The organism is Paenibacillus sp. Y280, from assembly GCF_056786335.1.
On record NZ_JBXCIW010000033.1, the window covers coordinates 21,138 to 45,571 of the forward strand.

At 47.1% G+C, this 24,434-nt stretch carries 15 protein-coding genes and 3 pseudogenes; 13 read left to right on the forward strand and 5 right to left on the reverse strand.

Annotated features, from left to right (window positions below; genetic code table 11):
* Positions 1 to 12: 12 nt before the first annotated feature.
* The 6 genes from AC1TPC_RS25305 to AC1TPC_RS25330 are packed head-to-tail and all read left to right on the forward strand — an operon-like array spanning position 13 to position 12,067.
* The gene (locus AC1TPC_RS25305) at positions 13 to 3,402 is read left to right on the forward strand and encodes a tubulin-like doman-containing protein (protein ID WP_482069508.1); all 3,390 of its coding nucleotides are present in this window, start codon (positions 13 to 15) and stop codon (positions 3,400 to 3,402) included.
* A 2-nt stretch (positions 3,403 to 3,404) separates the two neighbouring features.
* Complete coding sequence (locus AC1TPC_RS25310) at positions 3,405 to 5,831, forward strand: transcription initiation factor TFIID (protein WP_482069509.1); 2,427 nt, start codon at positions 3,405 to 3,407, stop codon at positions 5,829 to 5,831.
* A gap of 57 nt (positions 5,832 to 5,888) precedes the next feature.
* Entirely contained in the window at positions 5,889 to 7,175 is a 1,287-nt protein-coding gene (locus AC1TPC_RS25315) for a vWA domain-containing protein (RefSeq protein WP_482069510.1), read from the forward strand.
* Between the two features lie 22 nt (positions 7,176 to 7,197).
* The gene (locus tag AC1TPC_RS25320; protein ID WP_482069511.1) at positions 7,198 to 7,833 is read left to right on the forward strand and encodes a beta-mannanase; all 636 of its coding nucleotides are present in this window, start codon (positions 7,198 to 7,200) and stop codon (positions 7,831 to 7,833) included.
* Positions 7,834 to 7,847: 14 nt separating this feature from the next.
* Positions 7,848 to 9,107, forward strand: a complete 1,260-nt coding sequence (locus tag AC1TPC_RS25325) for a TRAFAC clade GTPase domain-containing protein (RefSeq protein ID WP_482069512.1) — start codon at positions 7,848 to 7,850, stop codon at positions 9,105 to 9,107.
* A complete protein-coding gene (locus tag AC1TPC_RS25330) occupies positions 9,107 to 12,067 on the forward strand; it encodes a GAP1-N2 domain-containing protein (protein ID WP_482069513.1) in 2,961 nt (986 codons plus the stop codon). Before AC1TPC_RS25325 ends, AC1TPC_RS25330 begins: the two co-directional genes overlap by 1 nt.
* Before the next feature lie 87 nt (positions 12,068 to 12,154).
* On the opposite strand, the gene AC1TPC_RS25335 is transcribed toward AC1TPC_RS25330, so the two are convergent.
* Together AC1TPC_RS25335 and AC1TPC_RS25340 are read right to left on the reverse strand one after the other, a co-directional pair.
* Positions 12,155 to 13,255: a GIY-YIG nuclease family protein gene (locus AC1TPC_RS25335; protein WP_482069514.1), complete on the reverse strand. Its 1,101-nt coding sequence runs from the start codon at positions 13,253 to 13,255 to the stop codon at positions 12,155 to 12,157.
* Positions 13,256 to 13,439: 184 nt separating this feature from the next.
* Complete coding sequence (locus AC1TPC_RS25340; protein ID WP_482069515.1) at positions 13,440 to 13,850, reverse strand: VOC family protein; 411 nt, start codon at positions 13,848 to 13,850, stop codon at positions 13,440 to 13,442.
* 169 nt (positions 13,851 to 14,019) lie between these two features.
* Here AC1TPC_RS25340 and AC1TPC_RS25345 point away from each other — a divergent pair, with 169 nt between their 5' ends.
* The 3 genes and pseudogenes from AC1TPC_RS25345 to AC1TPC_RS25355 form a co-directional block, all read left to right on the forward strand.
* Entirely contained in the window at positions 14,020 to 14,700 is a 681-nt protein-coding gene (locus AC1TPC_RS25345) for a GntR family transcriptional regulator (RefSeq protein WP_482069516.1), read from the forward strand.
* Between the two features lie 5 nt (positions 14,701 to 14,705).
* Complete coding sequence (gene ilvD / locus AC1TPC_RS25350; RefSeq protein WP_482069517.1) at positions 14,706 to 16,397, forward strand: dihydroxy-acid dehydratase; 1,692 nt, start codon at positions 14,706 to 14,708, stop codon at positions 16,395 to 16,397.
* A gap of 125 nt (positions 16,398 to 16,522) precedes the next feature.
* A pseudogene (locus AC1TPC_RS25355) lies at positions 16,523 to 16,708 on the forward strand (amino acid permease); the annotation flags it as partial.
* Between the two features lie 48 nt (positions 16,709 to 16,756).
* Here AC1TPC_RS25355 and AC1TPC_RS25360 read toward each other — a convergent pair.
* The gene (locus tag AC1TPC_RS25360; protein ID WP_482069518.1) at positions 16,757 to 16,978 is read right to left on the reverse strand and encodes an alpha/beta-type small acid-soluble spore protein; all 222 of its coding nucleotides are present in this window, start codon (positions 16,976 to 16,978) and stop codon (positions 16,757 to 16,759) included.
* 160 nt (positions 16,979 to 17,138) lie between these two features.
* On the opposite strand from AC1TPC_RS25360, the gene AC1TPC_RS25365 reads away from it, so the two are divergent.
* A complete protein-coding gene (locus AC1TPC_RS25365) occupies positions 17,139 to 18,014 on the forward strand; it encodes a DMT family transporter (protein WP_482069519.1) in 876 nt (291 codons plus the stop codon).
* A gap of 141 nt (positions 18,015 to 18,155) precedes the next feature.
* On the forward strand, positions 18,156 to 18,887 hold the full coding sequence (locus AC1TPC_RS25370) for an MORN repeat-containing protein (RefSeq protein WP_482069520.1): 732 nt from the start codon (positions 18,156 to 18,158) through the stop codon (positions 18,885 to 18,887).
* A gap of 93 nt (positions 18,888 to 18,980) precedes the next feature.
* On the opposite strand, the gene AC1TPC_RS25375 is transcribed toward AC1TPC_RS25370, so the two are convergent.
* Positions 18,981 to 19,712 (reverse strand): alpha/beta fold hydrolase, encoded by a 732-nt coding sequence (locus tag AC1TPC_RS25375; protein ID WP_482069521.1) that lies wholly within the window; start codon positions 19,710 to 19,712, stop codon positions 18,981 to 18,983.
* Between the two features lie 176 nt (positions 19,713 to 19,888).
* On the opposite strand from AC1TPC_RS25375, the pseudogene AC1TPC_RS25380 reads away from it, so the two are divergent.
* A pseudogene (locus AC1TPC_RS25380) lies at positions 19,889 to 21,238 on the forward strand (IS1380 family transposase).
* Between the two features lie 790 nt (positions 21,239 to 22,028).
* Positions 22,029 to 22,499: a restriction endonuclease gene (locus AC1TPC_RS25385; protein WP_482069522.1), complete on the forward strand. Its 471-nt coding sequence runs from the start codon at positions 22,029 to 22,031 to the stop codon at positions 22,497 to 22,499.
* A 310-nt stretch (positions 22,500 to 22,809) separates the two neighbouring features.
* On the opposite strand, the pseudogene AC1TPC_RS25390 reads toward AC1TPC_RS25385, so the two are convergent.
* A pseudogene (locus AC1TPC_RS25390) lies at positions 22,810 to 23,812 on the reverse strand (IS3 family transposase); the annotation flags it as partial.
* Between the last annotated feature and the right edge of the window lie 622 nt (positions 23,813 to 24,434).

Genomic DNA, 24,434 nt, shown 5'->3' on the forward strand with positions numbered 1-24,434 from the left:
AGGTTGTAAACAATGAAACCAATCGTAAGAGAACATATACAACAGCTCGACGTTTCGCTAGGCGGAGGAATTGTCAGCGAGAAAATTCGAGTGGACACCATCGATAACCCGATCTTGATTATTGGACTTGGCGGCACAGGCATTGATGCGCTGCTTCGCCTGAAATATCAAATTAACCGCCGCTTTAAGCTGCCGGAGGACCCGGTTTCCAAGAGAAAGATGGATAAGCCCGATAACGTCGAGTTTCTTGCCTTCGAGACGAATGAACAGGACCGCAATAAAAAATATAAAGGGATCGGCCTCGATCCGATCAACGAATTTGTGCTGCTATCCAACGCCGAGGTTGGCGGATTGCTGCAAAACCGCAGCATTTTGGAGCCGTACATTACCGATTGGCTGTCGCCGGAGCTGAGCATTACCGATGGCATGAACGGTGCGGCTGGCGTGCGCCAAGCAGGACGGCTGCTGCTGTTCACAAAGATCAACCAAGTTGTGCAAAGCATCGATAAAAAAATTAAGACGCTGTCTGTGGGTACAAACAAGAAGCTGATGGTATTTCTGCTTACCGGCTTATCCGGCGGAACGGGAAGCGGCTGCTTCCTCGATATTTCGTATATTGTTAGAGGCATTATCGAGCGCGATCATGGTGCTGCAGGCATCGACCGGGTCAATACGCTGGGTTATTTGTTCACGCCGGACATCAACCTATCGAACAAAAGCTTGAGCGATCATACACGCGAGTACATTAGGAAAAACGGCTATGCGGCGCTGAAGGAACTTGATTATTGGATGAATGTGGACAGCAGGGGTGAGCGGTTCAGGCAGCAATATGGCAATATCCTATCTGTAAACTCACCGCTTCCGCCCTTTAATCTATGCCATCTTATTTCGGCGACAAATGCGGAAGGCAAGCTGCTCGAAAATGCCTACGATTACTGCATGAACGTGACGGCGGAGAACATTACGAACTTTATTTCCAGCGAGGAAAAGCAGTCTGGCGAAGAATTCGCCATTCACGACTATATTAGCAATATTCGGACGAATATCGCCCAAATGAACAAGATGTATCCGGCTAACTACGACTACAACATCATTGGAGCTTCCTCGGCCGTACTGCCGATTGAGGAAATGACTACTTATTTGGCTTACCGGCTTTTTAATAAAATGGACAAAATGTTCGAGAAAGCGCCAAGCCAGGACGACGTGGAAAAGTTTGCGCGCAAGCTTGGCATCGATCTCGAAACGATGATGAAGACGTTCGATTCGCGCGTGCCTGAGCCGCTTCCAGGCTTCGAGAACAGCGAGCGTCTCAGCTACAACAACGTGATCAAGATGCAAGCCGTTAATATGGATACCGAGCTGGAGCAAAACTTCTTGGCCCGTGCGCGTGAGGAATACATCAAGGCTAAGAAACAGCTTCCAGGCGAAATCGTAGGACAATTTACTGATCAAATTCGCCGCACGTTCCTACATCCGGAGCAGGGACCGTTCTACGTATCTCGTCTCTTGTATACGGAGAAAGGCTTCTGCTTATTGAAGATGATGCTTTCTTATATTGAGACGCTACGCGAAGGACTGTCGCGGCTGCCGAGAGAGATTGAAGCAGCTAGAGAGCAAGCGGAAGAGCGCATGGGCGATGCGAAGAGCGCATTCGTGTCCAAGGACAAGAAGAAAAACAATTATATTGAAGCGAAAATCAATGAATATTGGCTGCTTGCGGACGTGGAGCGGATGGAGCAGCTCATCGAATTTTATGAGGATCTGCACCAGCTTCTGAACAACGAGAACAACCGGATCTATAACGTGTTCACTGAAATTTTAAATGTACTTAATACGATCTTTGCCAAAAACGGCGATATTCTCACGAGTGGCGAAGAGCAGGCTGACCATAAGGGAAACAAAACGTATTATTGGAATATCGTCGGGGTGCCTGACATTTCCGATGTCATCAGCCGTCTTATGGATAAGAAGGACGGGGATGATCTGATCCGCGACTTTACGCAGGAGCTGCTCGATCACTCCAACCTATGGGTGAAGGAACAGGAAATCGATATCGTCAGCTCGATCTCGGAATTTTTGACCGATAAATTCGGCGACCTCATTACGAAATCGATGGAAGAGTTTCTTGTTATGAAATACGGGAACGATGAATCGATCGAGAAGTTTGTTGAACGCCATATTGCGAGCAAGCTGGATGAGGAAGCCGTTCCTGTATTCCATCTGAGCAACAGCTCAGGCAATTTGCATGTGCCTTCATGGGGATTCGTATCGGTGCCTGTACAGGCGCCTAGCATTTTGCGAGGCATTCGGAATTATCAAAATAACTCGATCGGAAAATCCCACTTCACGATTAAGGAAAGCGAAGTGAAAAACCGGATTTTCTGGCTGAATACGAGAAACGGCGTGCCTTTATTCGTTTATACGCCGCTTAAAGTGTATGAGGAAAGCTATGAGCGAACGATTTTGGATAAGGAAGGCATCGGTCGTCACTTGGTGCAAACCGATCGCAACAATTGGACGTACCTGCCGTCTCCGATTCCGGAGAAGTCATGGGGAGATACGTACGTCAATCCACGTGTGCAAAGCTATAATGCAAGAGTTCGCGCCGAGTTTGCAAAGGCAGAGAGCTTCCGCGTTATTGTAGAGAAGGGCATTGATCAAAATACGAGCAGCCGTTATTCGGTTCGCTTCACGAAGCCGTTCCAGCTTGCTGATGCGCTAAAGCCATTCAATATGCAGCTGGATGCTGCTAAGCCTAATTTGGGCGAGGTGAAACGAGCGTTAAACGAATTGAAGCGTCTGCTTTCCGAAGGGCTGGAGCTTGAATCGACAAAAGATATTTTCGGAAGCTTCACAGAGGAGCTGGCGCAGGAGAATCTCATTCGCTCGCCGGAGCAGCTGAGTCGTGTTCGCGAGGAACTCTCGAAGTATGAGTCGCTTGCCATTAAAGCAAACGAGCTTGAGCTGCTGCTTCATCAGCATCAGGATGAAGAAAAATGGCTTGATCAATTTATCGAGGCGTTGTACACGGATACGATTTGCAAGAAGGGTGCGCTTTACGTGTACGACCGTGATGCCGAGGAGGAAGCTTGGTCGCCTTTCGCTAACCTGATGAAGAGCAGCAGCTACGTCGAGCATGAAGTGTTCGAGAGCTTCCGCCGCCTTGAGGAGAAAAACCGCAGCACACTTATGCGCAAAGCGGCGCGCAGAGTCAATGAATTGACGGCAAGCGAGGATACGAAGCTGCTGCTTCACAAGCTGGAGGAGCTGTTCGGTACCTTCCTTGATGCACGCGAGCGTTTGGAGTACGAGAAGGTCGAGCTGGCAAACGGCGAGGAGCTGCACCGGTTCTACAAGGAAATGACTTCTAAACTTAATGAAATTCGCAGAAAGTTGAAATAGATATGAGAGTCATGCTGGATCAATTTGCGGCCGATTATTCGGCCTCCGAACAGAAGCTAAGAGGCCTTGAGGATGATCAGAGCAGCATTCATTATCCGACCGTATTTCTATTCATCGGCGATGAAGCGGAACAAGCGATTGAGCCGATGACTCGCTCGAATGAGCTGAAATGGGATAACAATGCCGGTGTTATTTACCTCCATGTATCATCCGGAGAAGGAGATGCCAGCACAGAGCAGGGGAAGCAGAGTAACCCGGTGACAGCCGATCGCGTGGCGAGAAATAGCGGATCAGCGGCAAAGGTTATACGAGTCCCTTTGACCGGTCTAACGAAGGATAAAAGCGATAACAAGTCGGTGCGCAAGAATATAGCAGTTTCCTTCCGCGAGGAGGGGCGCTGCTTGGTTGCTCTCAACAGGGCGCTGCGCCAAGTTAGCGATACGATTGCCGACTATGGCCGATTGTATGCTTCCTTCGATCGCCTTCACCTTGCCGTTATCACAAGGGTTGACGATCCTATGAACGTGCTTGTTCCGGAAATATCGCTGCTTGCGCAATCGATATTTTTGCAGCTCTTCAAATCGGTGCAAATGGATTTGTACGCCCTAATTAACGAGCGGGAGCAGTCAGAGACTTTCGGCTATGCGGGTGCTGCGGGAATTGGCTTCCTTCGTGAGCTTGAGGGGATGCAGCAGCTGGATTATTCGTACTCCGCGAACCTTCAGGTGACCAGCGATGGCCTTGCGATTCCTGTCGTTCATAAGCACTCTCCGCTATTTGATCTGGTCTATATTTTATCTGACCGCAACGAGCGGGGTATGACAACCTTGAACGGCATGCTGGATAACTATGAAATCATTTGCCATATTCTCCTGTTGAAGAACAGGAAGCGCAAGGACGCACATATTCAATCGAATGACGGAAGCTACAACAATTCGTCGTTCCGAAATAGTCTCATGTCCGAATCAGGAAGGCAGGGCTTCGTCTCGGCTGGCCTAGCCAAAGTGAAGCGCCCTGATTATTCCATCGCTTTGACCGTGCTGTACCATTTCTTTGAGCAGCTGGCAGCACGTCTGCAGACGATGCCTGAGCTTGCGAGCAAAGACAAGCTGGCGTTCTTCGGACTTGATGCTGAGACGATGGAGGCGCGAATCGCTCAAATCGTTCCGAGCGAGGATAACCTTGTTGATATGACGGGTCTCTTAACGAGCGGCATTCGTTTTGAACAGCTGCGCCGTATGTCGCTGCATGAAGCGGAGGAAGCATTGTTCGGCGAAGGCTGCGAAGCCTTTTTCCGCAAACATTTTGCCGATGCAGCAGCTATCCGTCTTGGTGAACACAAGCCTATGGATGAGCTGCGCCGCATCATCAGCCGAAATCGGAAGGAGCAGCCGCAGGTCAGCTTCTATCAGGTGTCCGAGTGGACCGATGAGAATGAACCGGGCAGCGCGTTGAACGCTGTTCATGCCCGAATACGAGATTTGACTAGAGAGGTCGGTCTTGCTCAGGAGGAGCTTGAACGTACCCGCGATTCGCGCGTCGAGGATTTGAAATTTCAACGCCTACCGTTTATGGATAAGCAAAATCTTCGCTCCTTTATACGCGTCTTCTTTGATACGGTCTACCTTCTGAAATGGCAGCTGCTGCGTACGGAGACAGAGCTTGCGCTGTATCGAAGGTTCGCGCGCGAGCTGGAGCAGCTGCATGTAGAGTATCGTATGAGAGTAGAACAGATGAATACACTTGGGGCAGAGCTCAAGGCGGCTGCGCTGCAAAGCATTCGCTCGGCAGATGATTATATCGGGCAGAACATCTATGAATATTATGAGCGCGTAACCGAAGGCGTCATGAAGGATATAGAAGAAAAACGCGGCGCATCGGCGTTTTTTGAGGAACGGTACGTGGGCAGCGCAACGGAGCTGCTGGAGCAAGGAGATTCCGCGCTCTTAGCGCGATTGATCGATGTTTGCCGCAAGCAATTGTTGACAGCAGAGCCGTTTGCTCATCCATTCGAGGAGGAGCTCTTGCTGCGGGCGAATGTATCCGTGGCTTACAGCAATCGCAAAGCCTTGACGCGGGAGGAGCTGTTCCGCCAGCTGTACCATACGCTGGAGGACAACGCGTCCATTAACATCCGCCTTCTCGACTACACTCACGAGCATCGTTCTGAGGAAAAGTATTTGTTCGGAGATCGAGAGAGCGAGTTTATCCGCTATGCGCTTGGCGTTGACGAAACGTCACGCATTTACAAGCTCGGCTGCGTCCACGAGAAGCGCAGCAGCGGCGCTCTGAAATTAAACTTAATGGGCGGCTTTCATTTAGAAGATTTGATGTATTACCGGAACGGCAAAGTATATTATGAAACCTATTTGCAGAATGGGTACGAATTTCACGTGCTAGATCCAGCCCATCTGCCTAAGCTTCGCTGACCGGTATACATCATTAGTCGCGCTGGTCTACTAGCAAGGGAGAGGGGTGCTGTCATTATGCAAAGAAAAATAAATGGGTTTCTGCTGTTGTTCAGCTTAATAGGCGGCGCAATCGGTTTCGCAATCGGCGAATTGGTATTGGGCCAATTGTCGGAGGGCTGGCCGCGCTTCGTCGTTGTCGGCCTTTATTTTGGCGTCGTCGCTTTAGGCATTGGGCTGTTCTGCCTCATTGCTGAGTTGATAGCGCCGCGCTTAAACGGCTCTTCTTGGCGGCAGCGTTACACCGCCTTGTCGTGGAAGCTGCTTGTGCCGGCGACGTTATTGCTGCTGTTTGCAGTCGGAGGCTTGGTTCAGCTGATTTATGGGCTGCAATTCGGCGGCGCGAAGCCGGTAAAGGATATCGTGCTGACGATCGATAATTCGGGGAGCATGCTTGAGACCGATCCTGACAATGAGCGGTATGCAGCTGCGAAGCAGCTGATTGCCAACATGGAAAGCGATAAGCGGGTGGCTGTTGTTGCCTTTAGCGATGCTGCTGAATTGCTTCAGCCCTTTACAAGCGTAAGCACGCAGGCTGAGAAGGATACCGTAAATGCCGCGATCGATGCGATTGAGCCGACTAATGGAGGTACAAACTTCAGTCTAGCGCTTGATGAATCGATGAACACAATCAAGGGCATGGGGGACGCTGATCGCGGCAAAATGGTCATCCTGCTGTCGGACGGCTTCAGCGAATCCAGCTTGAATGAGCAAATTGCGGCGTATCAAGAGCAGCAAATTGCCGTGAATACGGTTGGTCTAAGCGTGGTTGACGCTAGAGGCTCAGCATTGCTCAAGGAAATTGCGGATTCGACTGGCGGAAGCTACTATGATGTGACGGAAGCGAACGGACTGGGACTCGTTTTCCAAAATATATACGACAAGATTGATAAGCAGACGCTCCTGACAGAGCGTACGGGCAAGCTTGCAGATAGTACGTTTTATACGCTGCTTCGTATTTTATGCTTGGCCATTATTGGTGCTGGCATAGGCGTTTCGCTTGGGCTGGTATTCGACAATCGATTTTTGGCGGTCAGCTTTGGCGCTGGAGGTATAGCAGGCGGCTTGCTGGCAGGCTTCATATTGGACTCCGGATTATCCGGTCATATGATCTCAGATGGATTATCCCGTTTATTTGCGGTGCTCGTACTGGCGGCAATTATTAGCGTATTTACGCTTATTGTTCCAGTTAAAGACAGCAATAGCCCAAGACTTCGCGGAGGCGGCAGAAAAAGCAGCACAAGCGACCGTCCATCTACGGGCATAAGCGGACGGACGAAGGATAGCCGCAGTCATGGATTTTAAACGATGCGGGAGGCGGATTTAAATGCGTTTTATCGATGCAGAGGACGGTTCTCCGGTCATCAGCGGCTTGACTCGCGCAGTCGAGGAGGACCGCTGCACGCTGCGCTGGATTTGGCCGGGTGGGATAGAAGCGGTTTATATTGGGAAAAAGCCAGTCGATCAGTTAGAGGACGGAACGCCGGACACTCATCACCTGAAGCTGTACACGAAGGCTGAGTATAAAGCGAATAACGGCTATCATAGCCGAATTGAAGGTGTTGGGCTGTTTGTCTTTTCGGTGTTTGCCTGCCTGGAGGGGAGTGCAGGACCGCAGCTCATCCTTCAGCCTAACCGAGAGAATCGTATCGAAATCAGTGCCGGACGGGCTAAAATTTATTATTCGATCGGAAGCAAAGGCGGTCTCTTTAGGAAGTTCAAAACGATTCAGATTCAGGTGTCGACCGAGGTCCCGATTGCAAAGGATGTGCTTTGCTACGTGAAGAAGCAGGGCAGCTATCCTGCAAATAAGGAAGACGGCATGTTATATCCGTTTGTCGCCCCTTTTGCCGCGGGGAAAAATGTCCTGCCTGCCATTGAGATCGGCAAACAGGATTTTATACGATTGTTTTTTACAGATGGCCGAACATACGGTCAAACGTACGAGTTGATTTCAGAATAAAGGAGGAAGATCGCATGGGCATTTTCGATCTTTTCAAAAAAAAGCCGGAAGCGAAGCCGCGTCCATTGTTCTACGATATCGTCTGTCCCTATTGTTTTAGCAAATTTACGCCGGATGAGGTCGTTTTCCGCGCAGCTCATTCCCGTGAGGACGATGAGGATTATGCGCTTGGGGAAGACGAGGAGCTGAACAAATACCGCGAGCGCTTCGGACTCGATTCCGTACATGATATGGAAGCGGTGCTTCACCCGGTGGACGTGCCGGAAGAGCATCGGGTTTACTCCGATCACGTGCTGATCGGCATTAATGACCGTTACGGCGAGCTGACGCGCAGAAGGCTTTGCCCGAAATGTCATAACGAGCTTCCGGTAACGGCAGGCAAAGTGCCAAGCAACATCATTTCCATTATTGGTGCATCCCAGGTTGGCAAATCCGTGTATATGACTTCGTTAATCCATACGCTGCAAAATACGACGGCGGATCATTTTAATGCGGCCTGCATGCCGCTCAACGCGGAGATTAGCCGCAAGTTCCGCACCTATTACGAGGAGCCGCTATTCGAGCGCGGCGATCTGCTTGCTTCCACGCAAAAGGAGAAGATGCAGGAGCCGTTTATTTTTCAATTCGTCTTTAAGGATGATTCGAAGCCGCCGCTTACGCTCGTATTCTTCGATGTGGCGGGCGAGGGGATGGTCGAGCAGGATTACCTCGGCCTGCATGGCCAGCATATTAAAAACTCGGCAGGCATCCTGCTTATGGTTGATCCGCTGCAAATTCGTTCCATACGCGAGAAAATTAGAATGAATATCGGCGATAAGCCGGGCGAATGGGTCTCCCAATACGACGAGCCGCGTGACGTTGTCCTGACGATGTTCGGCGACTTTATTGCGTATCAGGAAAACAACAAAACGGATATACCGACAGCTGTCGTACTGACGAAGAGCGACATGCTTCATTCCCTGAAGGATGAGGATGGCGAGTACATTAAATCAAACAGCAATATTTTCAACAATATGGTGCACCGCAATTATTTCAATCTGACCGAATTTGAAAATATCGACGGCGAAATCAGGCGCTTCATCGAGAAGGTCGATCGCCCGTTCAAAGGAACGATGGACGTTTATTTCAAGGATACGGCGTACTATGCGGTATCCGCGCTGGGCAGCAATCCCGTGGATCAGAAGCTCCAAACCGTCGTTAGTCCAATCCGTGTGGACGAGCCCTTCATCTGGCTGCTTTATAAGCTGAACTTCATCGAGGGGAGAAGAGAATAGTGCGCGATTCTATGCCCCGCAGGATGATTCAGCAGCAAATGTACGCACGGGAGAGACGCGGTATTTTCAGATCCACGGAGGGCTATGACACGATCGCCAAATCAAGCGGCTTAGACCCTTCTTTTATCAAAAAGATGCTTCATCCGTTTTGCGTATACGATGCGCCTGCCGAGCTGGCGACGCGCGGAGAGAAGGACGCTTCTGCATATCCCGAGACGATGCATCTGCTACATCTGGACAATGGCGATGTGCTGCTCGGACGCAGCGTCTATCAGGCAGCGGATTTCACCGGACTTCGCAGCGCATTCTTTACGCATAACTATATCATTCCAGAGCGTCTCGCGAATAACCATGCAAATGACTATGAGAGCTGGCTGCAAGCAGCTTTTGCAAGCAGTTATAATATTGCTGAGGGTACGGAGATCGCGGAATTAGCCAGCCTGCCGATTCAAGCGGCTTCAGCGATTAAGCCATCCTATCGTTCCTTATTAACGCTGCTGAACATTGATGAGAAGTCATTTAAGCAGCTGCTGCATGCGGTAATGTCAGCAGTCAGCGGCAAGAAGAAGATTTATGTATCGCTTGACGTGCCGATCGCGCAGCTTCCGAGCAAAGCAAAACAGCTGCTTGAGGTGATTTATGCAAGCTTGCCATATGCCTATCGCAAGCAGCTTGGCTTTATTACGTACGCGAAAGAGCCGCAAAGCCGCAAAGCGGTGCATCTTACATTCGTGGAGCAGGGAAGCCTGCGCCCTGGAGACCGAAGCATCGAGAAGGATTTTACATTTGATTTCGCTAACGGCCGGATCATAAACGTCGATCTGGACGGTACGGATCAGCCGTATTTGGATTTCGCATGGGATCATTTGGAGCGGCCTCAGCATATGGCCAGCTTCTTTCAATTTGCGGAGCTCATGCTGGCAGGGATGGGGCCGGAGCGTCAAATCGCAGCGTCTGCCTATCATGAGCTTTGCGTGATGTATCAGATTGAGGAAGGCAATGAAGCGCTGTATGAAGCGCATAAAACAGCTGTGCTCCGCGGTTTGCTCGAATATCTGCAGCCAGCAGGCTCGCTTGATTCCAAGATGCGGCTCAATGATTTGCTCCTATCCCGATTTGATTATGAATTCGATCGCGTGAGGCAGGGGTTAGTGCCGGAACCATTCATAATAGACATCTTTAAGGACTACTACCGAATCGACGGCAAAAATATTGAAAGTAAAATCGTTACTTTCTTCATCCACTCGCTCAATCAAGCGAACAGGCTGAACGTGCAAGAAACGGTTGTTTCCATCTATGCAGCCGTTGAGAGCGATTCAGCTTTAAGCAAGGCTTTCTTTTCGAAGCTGATGACGGATTCAACGTTGACAGGCAGCTTGTTCATTTCTTTTCTGGAGAAGAAGCTAAAGGCTGCGGCGGGGGCAAAAAGCGTACTGGAGCAGCTAGTGCATTGGGGAAGCGTTCATCCGAGGCTGTATGGCTTTGAACCGTTTCAGACGCTGGCAAGGAAACAGCTGACGGATAAGCTGGAGCGGGAAAGCTATTCCCTACCAGCATCAAGCAGCGTGCTTGCGCAGCTGCGCATTCTGGGTGAGGAAGCTCGGACTGGAATGGGAAAGCCGGCTTCCGATGATGCTGAAGATCTTATTCAGGAGCTCGAGCTGGCCGTTTATCGCACGATGCTGACCGAGCTTGATATAGACAGGCTCACCATTGAGCAGTTGAGGCAAGCGAATTTCCTCAGCTTCAAAGACCAATTGCAGCGATGGAATAGCCAGCTTCAGGACCCCCGCCAGAAATCTGCGGCTCTTGCGCTGCTTGCCATGTACGAATGGCTTGTGCTGCCAGAGCCGACGGTTGCCCTATTCAATCGATTGTCACCGGCAGAGATCGACCGTGTGCAGCTGACAGGGCGCCGGATACTTGCAGGACAGCTGGAGCTTGCAGATGCTCCGCGGCATGTGCTGGCTTATCTCAGCAGCTCGGATTTGGAATCGGTAGATTATGTAGGTCTGCTTGACTATTTGCAGCGGAATGCACCGGATAAAGAGATGATATACCGATTTTTCCAACTGTCGGAGAAGCATCCGGATTTCATGAGATCGAGAGGCTTCGTGCCTGCGTATAAAACGGCTATAGTCGGTTATTTCGAGAAATATGACCGGGATGCTTTCAAGAAACGCGCAAATTGGAAGCAGTTCTTCGAAAAGGCTGGCCCAGCTCTCACTGCCGTATATAAGCAGGCCGAGCGGGAGCTATCCTCGCCGCTTTCCAAGTTTTTTCGCCGGAATCGTAAAGCGACTCTGATTACATCTGTTGCGGCGATTGGCATCGTTTTGGTCGTTGCGGGCATGATGCAATCCTTCGCTGGCAAGGGAGAGAAGACGCAGGTGGGCGGAGCTTTGCCTGAGGTGACGCCTACTGCTGAAGTGGGCATAACTATGCCGGAAACGCTCGTTTACGCAGAGCAAAATGCGGCAAACAATGAGCAAGAGGCAACGACCTCCCTCGTATTTGCGTTTAAGGATGCAGCAGCTTGCGCTCAGTTTGCACCGGATTCATTAACAATAGAGCCGCTGGGTGCTGAAGCGGTTGAATACAAGGCGTTAAAGGTATCTTCAAATTGCAGCGCGGGGGAGATGGAAACACAGACTCCTGCGGATTCCACAGATTCGGCTGCGACGGAGTCCGATGCACCGTCTACGATCCAGCCTACAGAAACGCCTGTTGTAGATGGAGATACTGCGACCGATGATGCCGCAAGCGAGGAATCGGACAGCACAAATGATGCTGGCTCTGCATCTGGAAGCCCAATACCCAGCAACCAGCCTGAGCAAGAAGGATATGCGAGCCGGGTTATTGCAGACTTAGGCGAGCAGGTCGATCTACCAGCTAACACCATCATCCGAGTCGGAGAGGCAGCGTATGAGCTTACCGTACTGCAAGTCGTCGATAAATGAACGTAAAATCCGCCAGTTAACTTATTCTAAGCTGACTAGCGGATTTTTTTTCGCAGTAAGCTGCAAATCAATTACTTAGAGGTTTCTTCAGGTGTGAATGAGGCTCTGCTGGCAACGAAGCCGCTCTATTCGGTAATCGTAATTGTATTTGCACAGCTGAAGCAAATCGAATTTCAGCCCTCGCTTCGGTTGTGTAATGGCGGGCTGCTTCTTCCCGCTTGCCCTTATGGCTGCGCGTACTCGCTTCTTGTCCTCAATGGTGTTTACGATTAATTCGTCAGGGCTAGCCTCGGCGTAACGAGTCATTAGAAACTGGTCACATGCCCCGTTACTACCTGCTTGTTCAAGCTCAAACAGCTGAAAGTCGCGCAGCATGCCTTCTTGAACCTTTGCCACCAGCACATGCGTTTCCCCGAAATAAAGCACGTCTTGATCAATGACTGCCTCACGATCTACGATCTGCTTGTCTGCTGCCTGCTCCAGATTGCGGATGCTAAGCAGCATTTGCTGTGCTTTCTCAAACTCCAATTTTGCCGCATAGGCTTCCATCTTAGCGTATAAGGTTTCGATCAAGCCTTGCCCTCGATTAGCGAGAAGCGCCGATGCTTGGCGCGTATGCTCCAAATAATCGCCCTCAGATATTTTGCCTTCGCAAACTCCGCTGCATTTGCCGATATGATACAGCAAGCATACCTGCTTGGGCATCGCTTTGCAGGTGCGAAGCCCATAATGCTCCGTGACGAATTCAAGTAAGGCATCTCGAAATCGAGCGCTTTTGAAAGGGCCAAGACGATGTGCGTCACTTGTTGCAGAACCTCCATGACTGCGCTTGCGATTGCGGTAATAGACATCGAGCCGGGGAAGCGGCTCTGCTGTAAGCTGCAAATATGCATAGCCGCTATTTTCTTTTTTTAACGCACGATTATACGGGGGCTTATGTATTTTAATGAGATTGTTTTCCAGCAGAAGACTTTCTGATTCGTTATTTACAAGCACGACCTCAATGGATGATATTTCATCAACGAGCTGGGTTATTTTTCTGTATATGTGATTTTTCGTAAAATAAGAGCGCAGCCGGCTCCGTAAATTTTTTGATTTGCCGACGTAGAGAATAGCCCCCTGATCATCCTTCATCAGATAGCAGCCAGGACTCTGCGGGTAATCGCCGGCGTTGAATAAGAACGACATCGATCGTCATCCTCCTAATCCTATGCTTTTGGAGAAAATCATATCTCCGACACTATTCGACAACCATACGGACAAACCCTTGTATAAGTGGCTCACAATTGTATTCTTACGTCTATAACAAAAAGAGGCCAGCCTAATAAACGGGCAGCCTCGTACAGCAAATTCATGATGAATTGAAATTGAATTAAACTTGGGGGCCATCCGGCGGTGCTGTAATCATCCAATGGAATCCGAACTTATCTTCGATTTCTCCAAACAACGAGCCCCAAAAGGCAGGTTCTAACGGATGGGTAATGCGGCCGCCTGCTGCTAAGTTCTCGAAAGCTTGCCGGGCTTCGGCTGCTGTTTCGAAGTCGAGATTCAAAAGGACGTTGTTCCCTTTAACGATCGGTTCAAACACGGAGTCCGACATGAAGAAGTTAACCCCGCCAGCGTGAACACAGAGATGCAAAACTTTGTCCTTGAGCTCCTCGCTTGCATCTGGCAATTGTCCGTGCGTCATAATAGACTGGATCTCGCCGCCTAAAGCCTGAAAATAAAATTCGGCCTGCGCTCTAGCATCCTCCGACTTGATAAAGATCGTATATTTTGCCATTTGACAACATCCTTTCCTTCACTTAATGAAATTCAACCTGTTTTCATCTTATCATATCGATTCGAATCAGGTTTCTTATGGATTGCTATTTTGAAAAGAGAGTTCACAAATAAATATATTGATATTTGCATATATATGCGATATATTTCTCGTATAAAGGAGGATTCAAATGCCTATTCCAAGCCATTATTCCACTCCGATTCGAATGTCAGCCAAAGAACGTGCATACTCGCAAATCCAGCGCTGGATCATAGATGGAACGCTGCAGCCAGGGGAAAGACTCGGTGATGCTGAATTAGCAGAAGCATTGGGCGTCAGCAGAACACCGGTCAGAGAGGCACTCCAGCTTCTTGAGGTTCAAGGATTAGTCGAGGTACATCCTGGGAATTATACAAAGGTTAAAAGGATGGAGAAGACTGATATTTTAAAATTGTATCCTACACTCGCAGCCTTGCACGGGCTTGCAGCCGAGATGGCCACTGAAGCCATACTGGCAGAGCATATTGAACAATTGAAAGCGATCAATGCGCAATTCGCTGATGCGATAAAGCAGGGTCAACCTTATCAAGCGATGGAGCTGGATGAACAATTTCACAATCTCATTATTGAAATTTCAGACAATCCGTATGTTTCAACGTACAGCTCGTCGCTTCAATTGCATATCCGAAGATTTAAATATTTGTTTCTCAAGCAGCCTGTTTCCGCTACATTAGCGTCTGTTCAGGAGCATGATTCAATCATTGCCGCTATGAAGAATGGCGAGCGTGAGCAGGCATCAGAGCTAATGAAACAAAATCTTCTGCGTCCGATGCGTGATTTATACGCATTAATTGTTATAAACGAGGAGTGATTTCCATGGAAAACAAAAAGGATTTACGTATTCGCAGCAAAGTGATTAGTGAAGGGGTAAACCGTGTTCCGAACCGTGCGATGCTAAGAGCGGTAGGGTTTCAGGATGAAGATTTTAAGAAGCCTATGATCGGCGTAGCAAGTACATGGAGTGAAGTGACGCCATGCAATGTACATATTGACAAACTTGCAGTACAGGCAAAGGAAGGGGTTCGCACGCATGGAGGAGCCCCGTTGATTTTTAATACGATTACCGTATCTGACGGCATATCCATGGGACATGAAGGGATGCTGTTCTCGCTCCCAAGCAGGGAAGTCATTGCCGATTCCATTGAGATTGTCGTAAATGCAGAACGCTTCGACGGCTTGGTTGCCATTGGCGGCTGCGACAAAAATACGCCTGCATGTTTGATGGCGATAGGCAGAATGAATTTGCCTGCTGTTTATGTTTATGGCGGTACGATCCAGCCGGGCAAGCATAACGGCAAAGATGTGGATATCGTAACGGCATTCGAGGCGGTCGGACAATATCAGGAAGGAAAAATGACAGATGAAGAGCTCCATGAAATCGAATGCAGCGTATGTCCAGGCGCTGGCGCATGCGGCGGCATGTATACAGCCAATACAATGGCTTCAGCCGTTGAAGCTTTGGGCATGAGCTTGCCTGGTTCATCATCCACGCCTGCGATTTCCTCCTATAAAGCGGTTGAATGCGCAGAAGCGGGCAGAACGGTGATTGAGCTCCTTGAGAAGGACATTCGGCCGCGTGATATTATGACTAAAAAAGCGTTCGAGAATGCCATTACGCTCGTTATGGCTCTAGGTGGATCGACGAATGCGCTGCTTCATCTCATAGCTATGGCGCACTCGGTCGAGGTAGATTTGACGTTGGACGATTTCGAGAGAATTCGCAAGCTTGTCCCGCATCTTGCTGATTTAAAGCCAAGCGGCAAATATGTGATGCAGGATTTAAATGATAATGGCGGCGTACCGGGCGTATTGAAGCTGCTGCTGGAAAAAGGACTTCTTCACGGCGATTGTCTCACAGTAACGGGGAAAACATTAGCAGAAAACTTGGCGGAAGCACAGCCATTGAAGGAAAATCAGCAGGTCATCCGTCCTTTCGAGAACCCGCTGAAACCAACGGGGCCGCTCGTCGTGCTAAGAGGCAATCTTGCTCCAGAGGGCGCAGTTGCAAAAATGTCAGGCATGAAAAAATTAAAGTTTACCGGTCCTGCACGGGTATACAACAGCGAGGAGGAGGCGACAGCTGCCATTACGAATGACGAAATCGTCAAAGGCGATGTGCTGGTCATCCGATATGCTGGACCTAAAGGCGGTCCCGGCATGCCGGAAATGCTCTCTGTTACCGCCTTGATTGTAGGTAAAGGCTTGGGCGGCGAGGTGGCGCTTCTAACCGACGGACGTTTCTCCGGCGGCTCGCATGGCTTTGTTGTAGGACATGTATCGCCGGAAGCGCAGGTAGGCGGTCCCATTGCGCTGCTGCAAGAGGGCGATCTCATTACGATAGACAGCGAAGCGCAGGAAATTCAATTTAATGTTACGCCTGAGGAGCTGTCAGCAAGAGCGAGCGAGTGGGTCAAGCCTCCGCTTAAATATAAATCAGGCGTGCTGGCGAAATACGCAAAGCTGGTATCATCCGCATCAAGAGGCGCTGTAACCGATTTGGATCTTTAGATCATTCAATGAAATAGGGTGGGGCAGGTGAAATTCCTGATCCTCCCTATTTTTATTTGTATTCCTATAAAAAAGAGTTAATTGCTCGTGAGATACAGAGCATAAGATCGATATGGAAAGATTGATTTATCGATACGATTGAATGGAAAACGGGCGAAACCGATCATATTACGATTCTCATCCCGCAATTTATTACGAAGCATTGGTGGCATTATTTTCTCCATAACCAGACCAGCTTAATGCTGAGAGCTTACCTATTCACGCAAAAAGATGTGGTCATCGCAACGGTTCCTTACCATCTTCAAAAATAGAAATAAAAAAGCCCTTCATTATCCTATTGATAATGGAGGGCTTTGGTTTTATTCTAGAAGTTTGCGTTGTCCTAATTGCTGTTCAGCGATTTGGACTAATTTTTTTGTAATATATCCACCAATAGAACCTGCATCACGAGTGGATAAATTACCATTGTATCCATCTTGCGAGAACGGAACACCTAGCTGTTGTGCTGCTTCTACTTTTATTTGTGCAATTGCTGCTTTTGCTTGTGGTACTACCAACGTGTTTGAATTTTTTCTGCTCATGTAAGTTCACTCCTTCTTGGGATGTAAAGTTATTATGTCGAACCAATTGTAAATATATACAATCAACCCAAAAAATTTTTTTAAAAAAATTGAGCGGCTCTGAAGCGGTTCAAGCTTGAAATATAGATTTCGTCATACAGACCATAAGGGGACCTTCAACATGCAAAAGCTATCAAGAAATCAAACGATTTTTTTAATATTATTTTTAGTCATCGTCTGGGGAGTCAATTGGCCGCTCTCGAAATATGCGCTCTCGTTCATGCCGCCGGTGCTATTTTCTGGAATAAGAACGCTACTGGGGGGCGTGCTGCTGCTCGTTATCGCAATTCCGCGATATAAACGTCTGCATTTTCGTGAAACGTGGATGATTTATGTCGTATCCGCTATCGTAAATGTCATTTTATATTATGGCCTGCAGACGATTGGACTGAAATATTTGCCGGCAGGCTTGTTTTCGGCGATTGTATTTCTGCAGCCTGTACTCGTCGGATTGTTCTCTTGGCTATGGCTTGGGGAATCGATGAACGGCTTGAAAATTACGGGGCTTGTTCTTGGGTTCTCGGGCGTTGGCGTAATATGCAGCGGTGCAGGAGGCTTGTCCGGACATATCTCCGTTGCAGGCATATTACTCGCCCTCGGATCATCGCTCAGCTGGGCATTGGGCACAATTTATGTGAAGAAGAAGGGTCCAAGCGTCGATCCGATCTGGCTTGTTTCGCTTCAATTAATAATCGGCGGCTTGTTCATGACCGTACTAGGCTCAAGGGTGGAAAGCTGGTCTGATGTCGTTTGGACACCTGCGTTTATAATAACTCTGCTGTTTATTTCCGTGTTTGTCATCGCCATCGGGTGGTTGGTGTTCTATAAGCTGATGGACTCGGGCGAGGCGAGCAAGGTTGCATCCTTCACCTTTCTTATTCCGTTAGTCGCGATTTTAACCGGCACGATATTTCTGGACGAACCGTTTACCGCATCGCTGCTGCTTGGTTTAGTACTCATTCTTCTCAGCATTTATTTCGTGAATCGGAAAGCATAAATGCATGTTCTTTCAGGCTTCTTATCCCAAGCGGATGAGAATTTTTTTTTATGGGGTTGTATCCTGTTTCAAAATCGCATATCGTGTTTATTATCCTAATAGAATGAATCTAAACATATACAGAAAGGGAAGTGTTTGCCTATGAAAAAAATAACTTTTTTGGTATTCAGCTTTGTCTTGGCATTTGTCTTCACAACATCAGCTTTGGGGGGAACCACTGCCGATGCGGCCGTAAAGAAACAGTATCTTGACATCTCAGAAGATGTTTTTTACTACGGTCAAGTAAAAAATGGAAAACCGCATGGAAAAGGAACGATGAATTGGTACCAGACAAAATCCTATTCCGGTGACTGGGTGGATGGAAAGCGCACTGGGAGCGGCAAATACGTGCACAGGTACAAGAGCGACAACAAAGACTTTGTCATTACATACGAGGGTCAATGGAAAAAAGACTTGAAAATAGGAAATGGCTCTTATTCTACGAAGGTTTCTGACCATAACGGTAAAGTTGAATCGCATAAGATCCAATTTGGCACTTTCGCGAACGATCGATTTGCGGCGGGCTTCTCCGTTGCCCATACTTTAGCCGATCAGCCCTATAGCTTCAATTATAAGGATGCCAAGACGAACATTCAGTTGTCCGGGTCGAATGTGAATATGAGAAAAGTATGGAAGGAAGGCAAATTCGATTCGATACAGTATTCGAAGGATGGCGTGACGAGGGAATATTCCGTAGCTTCGAGCAAAAGCTCAGACGAGACGATCGTGAATGAAAATAAAGCTCATCTAAAATATTTGCAAAGCCTTCAGTCTGACTTGAATCTGTATCTAGATAAATGGGAGCGCTTGTCCAGAAGGGTTCCTTTGGCTTAATATTTAGTTAGTCAGTATGCGAATGACTCCTTTAAATACATCAAAAACGACAAGCCTGGACAAAGTGATGATTTCCGAGGCTTGTCGTTTTTGCTATCTAGCCACATGCTTGAAGAAGTCCTGCAGCACGAGTCTCAACCCATTTGGATCGCTAAGCATCGGCAAATGCCCGGTGTCTAGATTTCGCACGAATTGCGGAGAGAGTGCGGAGATCATTTTATTTTGCAGGGACAGGCCAAATTCTTTATCCTTGTTAAGCTTCACATATAGTTTAGGAACGTCTGGAATGGGAGCATCGACACGATCTGTATATACATGAAGGGATTCAGGAATGAAGCCGTGCACGAGCTCGGCCGTTTGCTCTGGCGTAAGATCATTGCAAAGTCCAGAACGAATCGCGGACTCTGGTGGCTTCGTACCCATTTTCCGCAAAATGGCAGACAGCAGTATTCGCTTAGGGAAGGGCAGAACCGATAGAAATGAACCGCCATTACTCGGAATGGCTGCTCCAATTGCAACAAAGCCTGCCAAGCGATCAGAAAATTCGTAAGCGAGTCTAAGCGCAAGAACGCCTCCGAGCGAGTGTGCCACAATAATGAACTTCTTAACGCCCCATTGATTTATCTGTTTTTGCATATGGGTCACATAATCTGCCAATGCAAGCTCTTTCCTCGCTTCAACCGCTCCTTCTCTAAGCGGAAAATCAACCGACAAGCACGGCTGCTTCATTCCTTCGATCACTTTGCTCCATACTCCGCTCTTCATTCCAGCTCCATTCACGAATACGATCCCTATCTCTTCTTGAATAAGCTCTTGTTTATTCATCGCTATTCTCCTCCGCGGATCCATGTTTATCCTTATTTATAACTTTATGATAACCGTTACCTGAATCCGTGACATAAATTTAAGAAAATCGTAGATTATAAGAGATTTTAGGAGTAAAATTGAGATCACAGCGTGTTTTCTGCTGATATCTAATTGCACCTATGGGGTGAACTCCTATGACAACGAAATTTACACTTGAAACTTCCAGTGATTATTTAACTTCGCGTGCTGGTCTTATTATCGTCGGGCAACTTCTTGCCGGTACTCATCTTAATAAACGGTTGAACCTATCCAAGGTTGGCGAAACCAAAATACCCGATATCTCACATGCAGACAACGTTCGCGCTTACTTGGGCTTACTTTGCCAAGGGAAAAGCGACTTTGACCATATTGAGCCATTTCGCCAAGATGAATTTTTCTCGCGGGCTCTCGGCATATACAAATTAGCGTCCAGTCCCACCATGCGTCAACGCTTTGACCAAGCAGCTCCATCTGGCGAATGGCAGAAGATCATTCTCGAAGAGTCAGCCGATTTGATAAAACGTGTTAAGGCTCCGCTTACAGCTGTTCAAATAACCGATGATGAGGATAAGGTGCGCTCCTACTTACCTCTTGATCTGGATGTATCGCCCTTTGACAACTCCAATACGAAGAAGGAAGGCGTATCCAGAACCTACAAAGGCTTTGATGGCTCACCTTTCTTTGCTTACCTCGGACAAGAGGGCTATGGCGTTAATGTCGAACTTCGTGAAGGCAAAACACATGTTCAAAAGAATGCTGACGACTTCATTGATAGGAGCCTTCGGTATGCACGGCGCATCTCTAGCCTACCGATTCTTGCTCGTCTAGATGGCGGCAATGATGCAGCCGATAATGTGAATCTGCTGCTTGACCAAGAAGGAGATTTCATTATTAAACGCAACCCGCGTAAAGAGTCACCCGAACAATGGCTCACACACGCGAAAAAGGAAGGGCGTTGCAAAGAAGTGCGACCAGGTAAGAACATCTATTTAGGAACCATGACTGTCCAACCAGAGCGTTTCATTAAGCCCGTGCAACTCGTTTACCATGTGACGGAGCGCACCATTGAACGGGACGGTCAGGTGCTCCTTGTCCCAGAGATCGAGCTGGCACTTTTCTGGACGACACTTAAATGCTCGGAGGAACAAATCGTCGAGTTGTACAAGGATCATGCCACAAGTGAGCAATTCCACAGTGAGATTAAATCTGAACTTGACCTTGAACGACTACCGTAAGGCAAGTTCGCTACGAATGACCTCATCTTACATATGGGATTATTCGCTTACAACATGCTTCGATTAATTGGTCAGGTTGCCTTGACCGACCAAGATGCGCCAAAGAAGAAGAAGAAGAAGGTTTTCCGCCAGCGTATTCGGACCGTAATCCAAGATCTTATGCTCATTTCGGCGCGTTATGTGAAACATGCTCGAAGCTTCAAGCTTTGTTTTGGAAGATGGAGCCCTTGGTTCCGGCAGTTGCGTCGTCTATATATACACTTCAGCTAAAGACAAGCATTTCATACGACTAAGCAGAACGCTTGAGAGCAAGGGTTCTGTTTTGAGTTACCCTGAAACAGCTGAATTTGGCTATTGGGTCAGATTGGAAGATGATCCATGTGCCATACGGTTGAGATTACTGAGGTGTCACGGATTCAGGTTCATAATAGAGCGACCTCCAGATGGTTTTTTTGAGGAAATGACCTCGTGCGTAACCCCATCGTACAGAGGCGCTCATTTTTATTAAAACGCCAAATTATTCGTTTTACAGGAATTCTAACGGGCAGTATAGCGGAGCAAATGATGTAATGTTTTTTCCTTTAATACTAGAGAATATTACCTCAGAGGTGATTATGTTGAAATTTAAATTATACTTGGAATATACACCTAAGAATGGAGTGCAAGGCATTCAAATGTCGCACTCTGTTTGCAGTTCTATCTAATTCGCGAAACGCTTGAACTCGAGTGGAAAAGAATGGAAACCGATAAGGTGTACTATTTCCATTTTTCTATTAACGTGGTAAAATAATTTAGACCGAAAGCATCGTCAAAGTACAAGCTCTATGGAGGGAAGGAATCCCCCTAGAGCTTTTTTTCTATCAATTTGTGTAGAAGGTGAATGGAATTGTACGATTCGTTAAAAGAATATTTGGGGTTGCCTGACTATGTAGATGTAATTTTTGAGATATTCGGGTTTATTGTAATTGGTTTGATGGCTTTGGTATTTGTAAAATTCTATCTCATTGATGATGTGATTTTTAAAAAATGCTACCACGGAGTCAAATTCGGATAAGTTAAGTTGAAATGTGAAAAATGTCGGAATGACAAAATAAGAGCTGATAATGGAATTGAAGAAGAAGAAGACGTGCCGGCACCAAAAACAGTTTATAGATTAGGGCATTGTGGGGCATGTGGAAATGAAGTTGAGAAACGATTCCGACAGCTTACCATTGAACCTGGTCAAAAGTTAAAGTACGACGAGAAAGAAATTACCGAATTTGCTCAGAAACACAGATTCAATTCATTATTAAAAGAGCAACTACACTTACGACATTATCCTCCTGTTGGTTATTATCCGAATTATTGCATAGGCAATGCGGTAGTCCAAGAAGCAATTGCCGGAAAGATTATATATGATTGCACGGAATGTTATGTCATAACCACTTCGTATTTCACGAAAGCAGCCATCGAGTTAGCCACCAAGGCTAAGGTCCAACTCATAAATCGAGACGAACTCGTCCGAATGCTTGGAAATGAAGTTGCTTCATAAAACGTACAAAAAAAGAAAAAAACACTGAGGGAAAATAGCATCAGTGTTTTTTCTTCTAATCTCTCGAGCATTCGTTCAATCTCCGTTCTAAGCTATCGAGTAACGATAGTTCAACGCATCTTGGAGCAGTTTGTTGGTTGCAATTACTCCAATTAGCTGTGGGGAAAAGACGATGTGTGGCCAACGAGCCGATGCACATCAGGGTGAAGTGTCCCCTTAAAGTTAGAGAAATATTTTATGCAACCTGTTGGGCATGAGTTCGGTAGCGTGACATGCTTTGGGTAATCCCTTGTTTCTTCAAAGCATGTTAATACTGCTTCATCTGGTAGTGTTAGCCTTGATCCGAATGAAAGAGGAGTTCATCCTCGTCGGATAAGCGTTTTAAAGTCCATATTTAGCATCTCCGTGACTAGGGAATATGTAGGGCGAGATCCTACTGTGTAAGTGATAATTTCACCGTTAAACAAGTCCAAAACAGGTGATAAATACAGCTTCTCTCCAAATAACTTAAACTCCGTAATATAAGTAACCCACTTCTCATTTGGTTAGATGCGATTTTGCCTACTGTCCCTTTATAGGAACGATATTTCTTCATGCGCACCACAGATTTCAAGCCTAATTCTTTCATGATACGCTGCACTTTTTTATGATTAACTCGGTTTCCCCGATTAAATAGTTCATCACAGATACGACGATAGCCATAATGCCCTGATGTTCCTCGTAAATGGATTGAATAAGTAGTTTCAGGTCTGCGTTTGGATCTGGCTTGCCAAACTGCTTCACAATGTAATAAAAGGTGCTACGTTTGACTTCAGCCAACTTTAGCAATGCAACCACCGGAAATTCAAGCCTTAATTCATAGACTACTTGCACTTTGTCTTGTTTGGTGATTTTTCCTTGTTTTGAACTAAGGCATTCAACTTTTTTAAATAGGCATTTTCCATACGCAGACTCCACTTCAGCTTGTAGCGCTTCAACTGATCCCTCGATAGGTTCTTGCTTCTTAGGTCTTTTATTAATCTTATCCGTCATAAAGTGGCGCCCCTTTTTCTTTGGTTTTAGGGCGTCAATACCATGTTTATTAAATTGACTACGCTATTCTCGAATCATCCCTGGAGATGAGATATTGAAGATGACAGCTGCTTCATTTGGAGACGTCCCATTGTCGTTCATATAGTTGAGTACGTCTAGTTTATATGCCATGGAGTACGTTGTATAGGTTTTTTCAAAAGCTTTTAGGCCGTGATATTTGTATTGCCTAGTCTAATCCACATACGTAGAGCTTCATGATTGATCCCTAATGATTTTGCAATGCTTTTGACTCCTTCAGTCCCATTTTGATACTGATGAATGGCCTACAATTTCACTTCTAAACTCTGTAATATGGCAAAAAAACTGCTCCTCCATTGTTAGTCGTGTCTAACAATTGGGGTGCAGACCTATCAATATCAGCTGCTGTTTTTATTGAAGCACGAAGAAGAAAAGTAGGTAACGTGTTAAACACAAGGCAGTTTTAGTCTCTCATGTCAGTTGTGTCTCAGATTACTCAAGGTAGTTTCTTGTTTTATATATGGCTTAAATGGATAAATTTTATAAAAAATATTATTTACAGAAATATATTAATAATTTACAATACGAGAGTGGAGGGAAAACTTCCAAAAAATATGAAGGAGTGTCATGACTTTGGGGAAAAATATGTATCGAAGAGGGCTGGCAATATTACTAGCCCTGGTAATGTTTTTTAGCTTGGACTTATCAGCTTTTGCAGAAAAAAACAACTCTAGTAATAAGACAGAATCATATCTAGTCGGTTTAAAGGTAAGCGTCAAATAGCCCCCACCTTGTCATCAGATGAGAGCTAAGATAAGCTGGATTAAGATTTAAACACGTGGCAAGTCAGCGGTAGCGATGTTGACCAAGGCAACAGCTTGTCTA

Coding starts and splice junctions, on each gene's coding strand:
- AC1TPC_RS25360 (WP_482069518.1), bottom strand. CDS start 16,978: ATGAGCAGAAAAAATTCAAACACGTTGGTAGTACCACAAGCAAAAGCA.
- ilvD (WP_482069517.1), top strand. CDS start 14,706: ATGGAAAACAAAAAGGATTTACGTATTCGCAGCAAAGTGATTAGTGAA.
- AC1TPC_RS25310 (WP_482069509.1), top strand. CDS start 3,405: ATGAGAGTCATGCTGGATCAATTTGCGGCCGATTATTCGGCCTCCGAA.
- AC1TPC_RS25315 (WP_482069510.1), top strand. CDS start 5,889: ATGCAAAGAAAAATAAATGGGTTTCTGCTGTTGTTCAGCTTAATAGGC.
- AC1TPC_RS25320 (WP_482069511.1), top strand. CDS start 7,198: ATGCGTTTTATCGATGCAGAGGACGGTTCTCCGGTCATCAGCGGCTTG.
- AC1TPC_RS25345 (WP_482069516.1), top strand. CDS start 14,020: ATGCCTATTCCAAGCCATTATTCCACTCCGATTCGAATGTCAGCCAAA.
- AC1TPC_RS25370 (WP_482069520.1), top strand. CDS start 18,156: ATGAAAAAAATAACTTTTTTGGTATTCAGCTTTGTCTTGGCATTTGTC.
- AC1TPC_RS25335 (WP_482069514.1), bottom strand. CDS start 13,255: ATGTCGTTCTTATTCAACGCCGGCGATTACCCGCAGAGTCCTGGCTGC.
- AC1TPC_RS25365 (WP_482069519.1), top strand. CDS start 17,139: ATGCAAAAGCTATCAAGAAATCAAACGATTTTTTTAATATTATTTTTA.
- AC1TPC_RS25340 (WP_482069515.1), bottom strand. CDS start 13,850: ATGGCAAAATATACGATCTTTATCAAGTCGGAGGATGCTAGAGCGCAG.
- AC1TPC_RS25305 (WP_482069508.1), top strand. CDS start 13: ATGAAACCAATCGTAAGAGAACATATACAACAGCTCGACGTTTCGCTA.
- AC1TPC_RS25375 (WP_482069521.1), bottom strand. CDS start 19,712: ATGAATAAACAAGAGCTTATTCAAGAAGAGATAGGGATCGTATTCGTG.
- AC1TPC_RS25325 (WP_482069512.1), top strand. CDS start 7,848: ATGGGCATTTTCGATCTTTTCAAAAAAAAGCCGGAAGCGAAGCCGCGT.